The organism is Solemya pervernicosa gill symbiont, assembly GCF_002020875.1.
In the GTDB taxonomy this organism is placed as follows: Bacteria; Pseudomonadota; Gammaproteobacteria.
The window spans coordinates 17,383-29,172 of sequence record NZ_MPRL01000041.1; the positions used below are offsets into that span (position 1 = coordinate 17,383).

At 44.9% G+C, this 11,790-nt stretch carries 9 protein-coding genes and 1 pseudogene; all 10 read left to right on the forward strand.

Going from position 1 to position 11,790, the window contains the following annotated elements:
- Nucleotides 1-51: 51 nt before the first annotated feature.
- Nucleotides 52-1,446 carry an MFS transporter gene (locus tag BOW52_RS10200; protein ID WP_078483979.1) on the forward strand — a complete coding sequence of 465 codons (1,395 nt, stop codon included), beginning with the start codon at nt 52-54 and terminating at the stop codon, nt 1,444-1,446.
- A 75-nt stretch (nt 1,447-1,521) separates the two neighbouring features.
- Complete coding sequence (gene ssb / locus BOW52_RS10205) at nt 1,522-1,995, forward strand: single-stranded DNA-binding protein (protein ID WP_078483980.1); 474 nt, start codon at nt 1,522-1,524, stop codon at nt 1,993-1,995.
- Nucleotides 1,996-2,163: 168 nt separating this feature from the next.
- Nucleotides 2,164-3,456, forward strand: a complete 1,293-nt coding sequence (locus BOW52_RS10210) for a site-specific integrase (protein ID WP_172840295.1) — start codon at nt 2,164-2,166, stop codon at nt 3,454-3,456.
- A 10-nt stretch (nt 3,457-3,466) separates the two neighbouring features.
- The gene (locus BOW52_RS10215) at nt 3,467-5,017 is read left to right on the forward strand and encodes a site-specific integrase (RefSeq protein ID WP_172840296.1); all 1,551 of its coding nucleotides are present in this window, start codon (nt 3,467-3,469) and stop codon (nt 5,015-5,017) included.
- Nucleotides 5,010-5,162 (forward strand): hypothetical protein, encoded by a 153-nt coding sequence (locus BOW52_RS17040; RefSeq protein WP_172840297.1) that lies wholly within the window; start codon nt 5,010-5,012, stop codon nt 5,160-5,162. Before BOW52_RS10215 ends, BOW52_RS17040 begins: the two co-directional genes overlap by 8 nt.
- 184 nt (nt 5,163-5,346) lie before the next feature.
- Nucleotides 5,347-7,047: a hypothetical protein gene (locus tag BOW52_RS10220; protein ID WP_135622262.1), complete on the forward strand. Its 1,701-nt coding sequence runs from the start codon at nt 5,347-5,349 to the stop codon at nt 7,045-7,047.
- Nucleotides 7,047-7,463: a hypothetical protein gene (locus BOW52_RS10225; protein ID WP_078483984.1), complete on the forward strand. Its 417-nt coding sequence runs from the start codon at nt 7,047-7,049 to the stop codon at nt 7,461-7,463. The genes BOW52_RS10220 and BOW52_RS10225 overlap by 1 nt, the downstream gene beginning before the upstream one ends.
- Before the next feature lie 22 nt (nt 7,464-7,485).
- Complete coding sequence (locus tag BOW52_RS10230) at nt 7,486-8,937, forward strand: class I SAM-dependent DNA methyltransferase (protein WP_078483985.1); 1,452 nt, start codon at nt 7,486-7,488, stop codon at nt 8,935-8,937.
- A complete protein-coding gene (locus BOW52_RS10235) occupies nt 8,937-10,115 on the forward strand; it encodes a restriction endonuclease subunit S (RefSeq protein WP_078483986.1) in 1,179 nt (392 codons plus the stop codon). Before BOW52_RS10230 ends, BOW52_RS10235 begins: the two co-directional genes overlap by 1 nt.
- A pseudogene (gene hsdR / locus BOW52_RS10240) lies at nt 10,112-11,692 on the forward strand (EcoAI/FtnUII family type I restriction enzme subunit R); the annotation flags it as partial. The gene BOW52_RS10235 and the pseudogene hsdR, both read left to right, overlap by 4 nt.
- Nucleotides 11,693-11,790 lie beyond the last annotated feature (98 nt).

Sequence of the window (11,790 nt, forward strand, 5' to 3'; positions counted from 1 at the left end):
CAAGTCAACCTGATACTATACGCCGTCCTGCTACTCTCTGGCACATATTTAATGAGGCGTAAAAGTAGAGGCGGAGACGCCCAAACCCTGGATCGTGACGAGCGAAGAGCGACTGCTTCTCTCGCTGCAATTTTTGCCCTGCGTATGTTGGGGCTGTTCATGATTCTGCCGGTTTTTTCACTCCACGCCGAGTCACTGGAGGGGGTAACCCCAATGTTGATCGGTGTGGCGATTGGTGCCTACGGTCTTACTCAGGCGGTGTTACAGATCCCCTTCGGCATGCTCTCGGACCGCTTTGGTCGCAAGCCTGTCATTACTCTCGGTCTACTGTTATTTGTCATTGGTAGTGCGGTCGCCGCCTCATCTGAATCGATCCACGGCATCATTCTTGGTCGCGCCCTGCAGGGATCGGGCGCCATCGCCGCAGCAGTAATGGCGCTGATCGCCGACCTCACCCGCGAAGAGCGCCGCACCCAGGCGATGGCAACCATCGGCATGAGTATTGGTATCTCCTTTGCCGTCTCGCTGGTGCTTGGACCGATGCTCGCCAACTGGATTGGGCTCTCGGGCATTTTCTGGATGACGGCGCTACTCGCATCTATCGGTATTGCCGTGCTGCACCTACTGGTGCCGACGCCTAAAACAAGCAAATTCCATCGTGAGTCGGAGGCGGTACCGGCTCAGCTCGGCGCGGCACTACGCAATCCGGAGCTACTGCGCCTCGACTTTGGTATTATGATTCTGCATATGATTCTCACCGCGTTGTTTGTGGTGATGCCATTGGCGCTGCGTGATCGTGCCGGGTTGGCAAGTGACTACCATTGGATGCTCTATCTGGGGGTAATGCTGCTCGCCTTTGTGGCGATGGTGCCCTTTATTATCATTGCTGAGCGAAAACGACGCATGAAAGGGATCTTTCTCGGTGCCATTGCTGCGATCTCTGTGTCGCAGTTCGCGCTCTCCTGGTTAACCTCGGAGCTGGTTGCAGTCGCGCTACTCTTGTTTCTCTTTTTTACCGCCTTCAATCTGCTTGAGGCGAGCCTGCCATCGCTGGTCTCAAAGATTTCACCTGCAGCGAGTCGCGGCTCCTCGATGGGAATCTACTCCACCTCACAGTTTCTAGGGGCCTTTCTAGGCGGCGTAGTCGGCGGCTGGAGTTACGGTAGCTACGGAGTGGAGACAACACTGATGATGGGTGGTGTGATGGCATTGCTCTGGCTGCTACTGGCCAGCGGTATGGAACAGCCGCGGTATCTGAGCAGCTATCTGCTCAGAGTTGAACAGCTCGAAGCCGATCAGGCAGCACTGCTGGGCGACAGGCTTCGAGAGGTGCGCGGCGTGGCTGAGGCAAGTGTTGACGGTGAGGAGGGTGTTGCCTACCTCAAGGTCGATAGTGTGGAGTTTGATGAGGCCGAGCTGCGTGAGTTTTCGCTAGCCGAGGCGTAGAATCGACCGGGTTTGGTCACGGTCGAAAATTGTTGATCAGAATAATAGTTAGAGAGATAGAGGGGAGACTTATCAATGGCACGCGGAATTAACAAGGCAATACTGATCGGCAACCTGGGCAAAGATCCCGAGGTGCGTTACACAGCGGGCGGCTCTGCGGTGGCAAATATCACCCTGGCGACGACTGAATCGAGAAAGGATCGTCAGAGTGGCCAGTGGACGGAGCATACCGAGTGGCACCGTGTGGTTCTCTTCGGCAAAACCGCCGAGACGGCAGGCGAGTACCTACGCAAAGGCTCGCAGGTCTATATCGAGGGACGTATTCAGACCAGCAAGTGGCAGGATAAAAGTGGCCAGGATCGCTATACCACTGAGGTTGTCGCGAATACGATGCAGATGCTGGGTGGACGTGGAGGCGGCGGTGCCGGAAACTTCAGTCAGGATGATCGTGGTCAGTCAGCACCAGCGGCTGCGCCCGCATCGGCGCCCGCAGCCGCCCCTGCCGGTGGCGGCAACTTCGACGACTTCGACGACGATATCCCGTTCTGAAACATACCTTAGGGTGTATCTGTAAGGTTATCCGTATTAATATTAGTAATAACAGATAGTTAGCTGAAAGTATACAGAGGTTATTAAATATTTCTGTATACTTTTTTTTAAACCATGCTATGGTTATCATATACCAAAGATATTTGTATGATTATGAGGTTTGAGCTTATGAATAAATACCAGACTTTCAGGTTTCCAAACGGTGAGCGTTATGGGCTGTTAGTTGATGGTGTTTCAAGTGAGCCTCTGATTTACCAGAATTTGTATACCACTATTCACCACAGGAATAAGTCTGATTCAATAAATACCATCAGATCTGTTTATGGGGTTCTTGGGTTCTTTACGGAGTTATGTAGGCTTCTTGGGATTGATATTGAAGATAGGTTTCGAGCAGGTGATTTATTGACAGGTTCCGAAATTGAGTCGATAGCGCTGTGGTCAAAAAAACCGAAAGTTGAACTCTCTAAAGCCGAGAATGTTGAGAGAGTAAATAACGTAGTACCTATCAATCTAAGGAAGATAGAGCTGGCACGTTATACGGTGGTTGTAGATGAAGATCTTGTTGAGGCAAATACAACATACAATAGATTAACGGTTATTGCTCAGTATGTTACTTGGTTAGCAAATACGATTTCACCTGCATCACATAAAGCAATCAGCAGGATGACTAATAGCATTATTAATCATCGGCCAGTGAAAATGTCATCATCTTCTGGTAAAGAGCCGTTTAAGTCATTGGAGAAGGATCAAAAAACTCGATTGCTTGAAATGATAGAGCCAGATTCTGTTGATAATCCATGGAAAAATGAAGCGGTTCGTTATCGTAATCGTTTGATTATACATATTCTGATGTATGTGGGGTGTCGAAAAGGAGAGCTGTTGTCTCTAAAGGCAACAGACTTAGACCCTGGGAAAAAAGCAATTTGTATCCGAAGAGATGCGGATAATCCTGATGATCCACGAACAAACCCAGCATTGGTTAAAACGCTGAGTAGAGATGTTGAGATTCCTGATGAGCTTTATTTGATGATCGAGGAATACATTATTAAATATCGCTCAAAAGTAAAAGGAGTAAATAAGTGCCCTTATTTATTTGTCAGTCATCAGAATGGGGCGTCTGTAGCAATGCCCCTGTCTCATTCTGCTGTTGATAAAATATTTGGTATTCTCGCAAAAACTCTGGGTTTTAGTGTTCATCCTCACGCACTTAGACATACATGGAATGACGATTTTAGTGAACAGGTGGAACCATTTTTAAGTTCAGGAGAAATGTCAGAGTCAGAGGTAGAAGACTTACGAAGTTATATCATGGGTTGGAAAGAGGATTCTGGGACTGCGAGAACATACACAAAACGCTATCAGCAGAAGAAAGCCATGAAGTTTGGTTTGCACCTACAAAAGAAGATACGCGATGCTGATAAAGATCGAATAGAAATTAAGAATATGGATGTTCCATTCTGAGTCAATGAATATGGATAATATAGTAAACCGTAATGCTTTATCAGTAAGCAATGTATCAAAATCTGTATCTTTTAACGGATATGAGTTTGATATGTATTCTGATGTCTGGAAGTTAAATAAAGACAGGGAAATTAGGGTTGGATTTGTTGCAGAATTCGAGTCATCAATTCAAGAGGATATTAGGGCGACACTCGTGTACTTTGCTGAGAACAAATCTGTAGGGCATGTCGCAAATGTTTGTAGAGAAATTAAAGGATATGTAGATAACGGATTTAGAACTATTACTCAGGAAGGTGTTTTGGCCTATAAGTCAAAGTTCTCATCGAAAAGAGATGAGTACAGAGTGGCAGTGTTAAGAGTCTTTCTAAAGCAGCTGTATTTTCTAGAGTTTAAGGCGGTAAGTGATCAGGTTTTTGAGCTGCTGAGTAGTTGGAAGCTATCCGGTAATGATAAAGGAATGGCTGTCTTATCGCTTGATCCTGAAGAAGGGCCATACAGTGATATAGAGTTTGAAGCAATAAGAAGTGGGCTTGATAACAAGTATGCTGAATCGGTGATTGATGATGAGGAGTATTCGCTAGCACAACTTTTTGCTGCAACAGGCAGAAGGCCAATACAAATTGCTTCATTGAAAATTGGTGATTTGAGCATTGATTCGGACACATTGGAGTTGCCTGTATATATGTTGCAGATACCTAAGGCAAAAGTGCGCGGGCGTGGTTTTAGGGCAGAATTTACGGGCTTTGCTCTTATAGAAAGTATTGGTCAAGTTCTAAGTGTACATATAGCGAATGTGAAGAAGAAAGCTGAACGTCAAATAGGAAGAGTGCTAAGTAAAAAAGAGCGCGATTTGCTGCCAATGTTTCCGGATGACATAAGGCAATTTAAGAATCTCTCTTCCGAAGACATGATGGCGGCTTTGGCTATGGATGTTGCGCACCGGAAAACGTCAGATATAACATCAAAGCTAAAAAGTATTATTAATAAATTGCAAATTACCTCAGAAAGAACTGGTAAGCCTCTGAAAACCACAGGCTATCGATTTAGATACACATTGGGAACTCGGGCTGCTCGTGAAGGTGCGGGTGTGCTGACTATTGCGACACTATTGGATCATTCTGATACGCAGAATACAAAGGTGTATGTTGCCAATATACCAGAGCATGCTGCAACCATATCCGAAATTATGAATGGCTCTTTAATGCGTTATGCAAGTGCCTTTCAGGGTGAGGTTGTTGAGTCTGAGGATAGTGTCTTATCGGCAGTACCTGGGGCGCAGCGTATTAGAACAAGCGATAGTAGTGATAATGTTGGTTCATGTGGCACAAATGCCATGTGTCGTGATTATGCGCCAGTAGCTTGCTATACCTGTCCTAAATTCAAGGCATGGAGGGATGCACCTCATCACTTGATATTGAAATGGTTGCTAGATGAGCGGGAACGAATTGTCGAAGAAACAAATGATCTAGAAATTGCTGCTATTAATGATAGGGCAATATATGCGGTTACTCAGGTAATGAAGCGATGTGATGAGCTGAGAGGGGATGCAGCGTATGGATAATAATGTGCTGATCTTTACGCCAAGGTTTGAAAGGGATGCTAAGCGAAACCTGAAAGACTTTATTTCTTTTGCTGAAAAGTTGCCCCCGCTGAATCAAAAAATGGAATATGCCTCGCCATATTGGAAAGGCGCAGTCAATCGCTGACCGCCATGGATAGCGAAGCGAAGGCGGTTAGTCCGCGATAGTCGACGCCGTCTGCCTATTCGTAGTTGAGAGCGCGAGCGAACGACGAGGGCTTGGACGCCCAAAACAAGCTTCCGCAAAAATAGCGACTCCCCGATTCACGAAAGTTGGCGTTTCATCGCAAAACAGAGACCCAGTTAATCAATTGGATGAAACAATTATGCCTTTTTCAAAGGCGTACTTGCTATATAGCCAAACACTTAATCCTGCTAAAACATTTAATGAGATGAAGGCTATTCGTTCTATTGAGAAAGTTATGATGAGAGCGGATGATGGTGTTGATGTATTAAATATCAATTCAGTTGTTCTCGACCAAGCTGCTCAGGAAATTCGAGAGTCATACTCCTCTCAGGCAGCTTATCATGGCGGTGCTCATCTTGAGAAATTACAAAAATTCCTAGTCGATAAGAAAATCATTAAGCCTTTTACATGGCTGAATCCTATTAAACGCGGTGAAGATACCGTCGAAAAAGTTGGCAAGAAAGGTGCTGAACATAGAAATAAGAAGTTGCCAGATGAAAATGCGCTTCTGGCTTTAGCTGAAATTTTTGCTATTGGTAAAGAGCGGCTATCTCCAAGGGATTTATTTACTACTTCGGCTGTTGCAATACTATTGACTGCGCCAGCAAGAGCAAGTGAATTATTCTATCTCAAAGCAGACTGTCTCCACGAAGATGTGGATAGACATGGAAATAAGGCTCTTGGAATTAAGTGGTATTCAGGTAAAGGTTATGGGCATGAAGTGGAGTGGGTTCCAAGTGCAATGGAGAGCACCGTGCGAGAAGCTGTTAATAGATTAAAAAATCTCTCCAAATCGGCACGAAAATTTGCAAAGTCATTAGAGCAGCGAAGTGTTGGTGATGGTGTTGTCGAGGGCATCACAGGCTTTCCATTTGTACAATATAAGACGGGTGATGATGTTTCTGTTAAATGGTCAGAGGGGCTTTTTACGCTATTCCAGAATCAACTGCATACAAAAAAAGGAACAAATGAGCAAAAACTATGGATGCCTAATATAAATACACTGAACGAAGACTTGGCTCCAACAAAAAAGAAGAAACGTGGTACGAACGAGTTAGCTGACGTTAAAAGTGTCTTTGAACGGAGTGATTATTCATCCTATAAAATGACGACACATCAAATACGGCATTTGCTGACAACCATAGCCAAAGTTAACGGAATGGAGACGGAGCTTCTTACCAAGTGGGCTGGCCGCGCAAATGAAAAGCATAACCGAGTTTACAACCACACATTGCCTGAGCAGTACAATAAACAGTTGTCGGTAATCACAGGAAATGACAAGGCAAGTAATGAGAATCTTCCAGTTATAGAGATCCTAAAGCCTGAAACTATTCAGGAAATAAATACCAATGCTTCTTTGACTGCTCATCAGACAGAGTTTGGCGCATGCATACATGATTACATTATCTCGCCCTGTTCTAAACATCGTAACTGCGTAACCTGTGCCGAACAGGTGTGTATCAAAGGTGATGAAGTAAAGCTTGAGAGATTAAAGAAACGGCTGGCAAGTGAACAGTTATTATTGGAGTCGGATAAAGCCGCCATGGATGATGGTTCGATAGGGGCAGATCGTCATTACAACAAACGACTGGAAACAATTAAAATATGCTCAGAACTCATAGATCGGCTTACCGATGATAGTTTGCCAGATGGAACGTTAATCAAGCTCTCTTCTGAAGTAGAGATGAGTCATTTAGATAAGGCTCTGGATATTAATAACAGAAAGCGCCTTCCAAAAATTGAAAAGAAACGACAAACTGGTGTGCAAACTCTTAACAGGCCGCCACATGCGCTTGCGAAACTAAAGATGTTGAGAGGTTCATAATGGCAAAACATATAACAGATCAAGATATTGAAAAAGTCGTATCTTTAATAGATCAATGGGATGATGAAACTAAATTCACATGGGAAAATCTATGTGCTTTGGCTAAAAAACGTTACTCTATTGAATCAACTCGCCAGACGCTACAGGGCTATTCGAGAATTAAATCTGCCTATGACGATAAGAAGGAAGATCTACGGCTAAACGGTAAACGCAAAGAAAAAGTACCACCTTCGCTTAATATTGCGGCCAAGCGTATAGCGTCACTAGAGGCTGAGAATGGCCGGTTAAAGAAAGAACAAGAGAGGTTGTTGGCTCAGTTTGTTGTGTGGCAATACAATGCCTACGCACATGGCATAACTATGGATGAATTGAACCGACCACTACCTAAAAAAGACAGTCGTAGTAACGCGGTCTAGATAATAACGAGAATAAAGACAAATGTTTGAACAAGCCTTTAAAAATATCGATGACGTCCTCTGGAAAGAGGCTGGCTGTACCACCGAGCTGGATTACACCGAGCAAACTTCCTGGATGCTATTCCTCAAGTATCTGGATGACCTGGAGAAGGAAAAGGCCATGCAGGCCGAGCTTAAGGGCAAGCCCTATGAGTACATCATTGATGAGCAGCACCGCTGGTCCACCTGGGCAGCGCCTAAAACCCCGGAAGGCGAGTTTGATCACAACAATGCCATGACGGGCGATGACTTGATCGCCTATGTGAACGGCGAGTTATTCACCTATCTTCACGGCTTCAAGCAACGCGCATCTGGGCCAGACACTATCGAATACAAGATCGGTGAGATCTTTGGTGAAATAAAGAACAAATTCACCAGTGGCTACTCACTGCGAGATGCACTTGAGTATATCGATGCGCTCAGTTTTAATTCTCAGAAAGAAAAGCACGAGCTATCCCATATCTACGAAACCAAGATCAAGAACATGGGTAACGCGGGGCGTAATGGTGGTGAATACTATACACCTCGTCCACTCATCCGTGCCATGATACAGGTGGTTAACCCACAGATTGGTGAGCGCATCTATGACGGCGCATGTGGCTCGGCGGGATTCCTGTGTGAATCCTATGACTACCTTAGGCAAGGTGAGTTAACCACCAGCCAGTTGAAAATATTGCAAACCAAAACCTTCTACGGCAAGGAAAAGAAAAGCCTCGCATACGTCATTGCCATCATGAACCTGATCCTGCATGGTATTGAAGCACCCAATATCATTCACATCAATACGCTTGCCGAGCACTCAGATGATATTCAGGAAAAGGATCGCTACGATGTCATCCTCGCTAATCCGCCCTTTGGCGGCAAGGAGCGCAAGGAAGTCCAGCAGAACTTCACAATCAAAACCGGCGAGACCGCCTTCCTGTTTCTGCAACACTTTATCAAGAACCTCAAAGCCGGTGGCCGTGCGGCGGTGGTGATTAAAAACACCTTCCTTTCAAATTCCGACAACGCATCCAAGGCATTGCGCCAGGAACTATTGGAAAGCTGTAACCTGCATACCATCCTCGATTGTCCCGGTGGCACCTTCCTCGGTGCAGGTGTGAAAACCGTGGTGCTGTTTTTTGAAAAAGGCGCACCGACTCGAAAGATCTGGTACTGCCATCTCGATCCCGGCCGCAGTCTGGGCAAGACCAATCCGCTTAATGACAATGACCTGAAAGAGTTTGTCGAGTTGCAAGCCAGCTTTGAGGATTCTGATGAATCGTGGACAGTAAGCATTAACGATATTGATCAGGAGTTCTTTGACCTTTCGGTGAAGAATCCGAACAAGGCAGATGAAGAGCCCCTGCGTGATCCGGAAGTGATAATCAATGAGATTGAAACACTGGATGCGGAGAGTGTAGAAATTCTGGAAGGGATTCGGGGGATTTTATAATGGTTAAATGGCCAATTGAAAAACTGGGGACACTATGTGAAATTAAAACTGGTCGCAAGGATGTCAATCAAGGAAACCCAGAAGGCAAATATCCTTTTTTCACATGTGCCAAGGAACATACATATAGCGATGATTACTCATTCGATGGAGAAGCATTGCTAATTGCTGGTAACGGTGATGTTGGTAATACTACTTATTATAATGGCAAGTTTGAAGCGTATCAGCGTACATATGTTCTTATGAATTTTGATCGTGTCAATCCTCGTTATTTATTTAGAATTTTAGATGGCTTGCTTAAAAGAACGCTATATGACCAGAAACTTGGCAATACAATGCCATACATCAAAAAGGGTATGTTGGAGAACTACCCAATAATCCTTCCTCCTCTTTCTATGCAAAAACGCATCGTTGCAATTCTCGATGAAGCATTTGCGGGGATCGATACAGCGATTGCTAATACCGATAGAAACCTCGCCAATGCTCGTGAGTTGTTTGAAAGTTATTTGAGTTCTGTTTTTACACGACGAGGAGACGGGTGGGAGGATAAAACACTTGGTGAGATTGCTGGGTTCAAAAATGGGCTTAATTTCAATAAACATAGCAATGGTCAGACCCTCCCAGTAATAGGAGTTGGTGATTTCCAGAAAAACCAGTATGTGCCCATAAAAAATCTGGGATTGGCGACAATTGATGGCACGCTTGATACAAGCTATGAAGTGAAAAAAGATGATATTTTGACTGTGCGTTCAAATGGAAGCAAGGAACTTATAGGTCGTTGTATGCTTGTACCAGAGGTAGAAGAACAAACATCATTCTCAGGTTTTGTTATCAGGATTCGTTTCGATACAGCACGAATTGTTCCTAAATTTCTTTTATGGTTTATGAAATCAAATGCAACAGTTAAGCAGTTAACTCGCGAAGGTGGTGGTGCAAATATAAATAATATTAATCAAAAGAAACTATCTGCCTTACCTGTATCTTATCCCTCGTCACCTGGGGAGCAACTGGAAATGGCTCAGAAACTTGATGAGCTTTCACTGGAATTAGAAAGGCTTGAGTCTATATACCAACAAAAACTCAACTCACTAATCGAACTAAAACAATCACTTTTACAAAAAGCCATTTCCGGTGAATTACCAACGGAGGGTGACAAACTCATGGATGAGGCCGTGGCATGAACGAAGCAGAAACCCGCGCTGAATTGATTGACCCCGCTTTAAAAGAAGCGGGTTGGGGTGTCATGGAAGGCAGCCGGGTGAGGCGTGAGGTTATCACGCTGGGTCGTTTGCAAGGTGCGGGTAAACGCGGCAAGCAGGATATTGCTGATTATGTATTGTTCTATAAGGGACAAAAGCTCGGTGTTATTGAGGCGAAGAAGAAAAGCCTCTCAGATACTGAAGGTTTAGCACAAGCCAAACGTTATGCTGAACGCTTGCAAACACGTTTCACTTATTCCACCAATGGTGTCGGTATCTATCAGGTGGATATGCAGATGGGCAAGGAAGGCCATGTTAATCGTTACCCTACGCCGGATGAATTATGGGCGATGACCTTTGCCACGCAAAGTGACTGGCGTGATCGTTTCGGTGAAGTGACATTTGAAGACAAGGGCGGGTTCTGGCAACCGCGTTTCTATCAACACAATGCCATCAATAAAGCCCTTGAAGCCGTTGCTGATGGAAAAGAAAGAATCCTGCTAACGCTAGCTACCGGCACGGGCAAGACTGCTATTGCCTTTCAGATCACCTGGAAGTTATTTCATAGTCGTTGGAATTTAACCAGAGAACCTAAGCGTCGTCCTCGCATCCTGTTTCTGGCTGATCGCAATATCCTGGCCGATCAGGCTTACAATAGTTTCTCCGCATTTCCTGAAGATGCACTTGTTCGCATCGATCCGGAGACCATTCGCAAGAAAGGCAGTGTGCCGAAGAATGGCAGCATCTTCTTTACCATCTTCCAGACCTTTATGTCCGGGCATGATGCAGAAGGCAATTCCGTTCCCAGCTTTGGCGAGTACCCAGAAGACTTCTTTGACTTTATTGTTATTGATGAATGTCATCGTGGAGGTGCAAACGATGAGAGCAACTGGCGTGGAATACTGGAATATTTTTCACCCGCAGTACAGCTCGGTTTAACTGCAACCCCACTGCGTAAACATAATGCAGATACCTATCGTTATTTTGGCGAACCGGTTTATATCTATTCACTGAAGGACGGTATTAACGATGGCTTCCTGACGCCATTCAAGGTTAAACAGATTGCCACAACACTGGATGATTATGTTTATACCTCGGATGACCAGGTGATTGAGGGTGAGATCGAAGAAGGTAAGGTTTATGAGGAAAAAGACTTCAATCGAACCATCGAAATAGAAGAGCGGGAAAGATACCGGGTTAATCTATTTATGCAGCAGATTACCCAGAAAGAAAAAACACTGGTGTTTTATGCCACCCAGAAGCATGCGCTTTTAATTAGAGATATTATTAACCAAATCAAGAATAGCACCGATCCCAATTATTGTGTCCGTGTTACAGCCGACGATGGAGCAGAAGGTGAACGATTTTTAAGGGTATTTCAGGATAATGAAAAGACTATCCCGACCATTCTGACCACCTCGCAAAAACTTTCTACCGGTGTTGATGCCCGAAACATAAGAAACATTATCCTGCTACGCCCAATCAACTCAATGATTGAGTTTAAACAGATTGTTGGTCGAGGCACTCGCCTGTTTGATGGAAAAGATTACTTCACCATTCGCTGACCGCCATGGATAGCGAAGCGAAGGCGGTTAGTCCGCGATAGTCGACGCCGTCTGCCTATTCGTAGTTGAGAGCGGGAGCGAACGACGAAGAA

Bases quoted from the DNA above. Each gene is read 5' to 3' on its own strand.
- BOW52_RS10210 (WP_172840295.1), top strand. From the start codon at position 2,164: ATGAATAAATACCAGACTTTCAGGTTTCCAAACGGTGAGCGTTATGGG.
- BOW52_RS10200 (WP_078483979.1), top strand. From the start codon at position 52: ATGAGGCGTAAAAGTAGAGGCGGAGACGCCCAAACCCTGGATCGTGAC.
- ssb (WP_078483980.1), top strand. From the start codon at position 1,522: ATGGCACGCGGAATTAACAAGGCAATACTGATCGGCAACCTGGGCAAA.
- BOW52_RS10215 (WP_172840296.1), top strand. From the start codon at position 3,467: ATGGATAATATAGTAAACCGTAATGCTTTATCAGTAAGCAATGTATCA.
- BOW52_RS10225 (WP_078483984.1), top strand. From the start codon at position 7,047: ATGGCAAAACATATAACAGATCAAGATATTGAAAAAGTCGTATCTTTA.
- BOW52_RS17040 (WP_172840297.1), top strand. From the start codon at position 5,010: ATGGATAATAATGTGCTGATCTTTACGCCAAGGTTTGAAAGGGATGCT.
- BOW52_RS10235 (WP_078483986.1), top strand. From the start codon at position 8,937: ATGGTTAAATGGCCAATTGAAAAACTGGGGACACTATGTGAAATTAAA.
- BOW52_RS10230 (WP_078483985.1), top strand. From the start codon at position 7,486: ATGTTTGAACAAGCCTTTAAAAATATCGATGACGTCCTCTGGAAAGAG.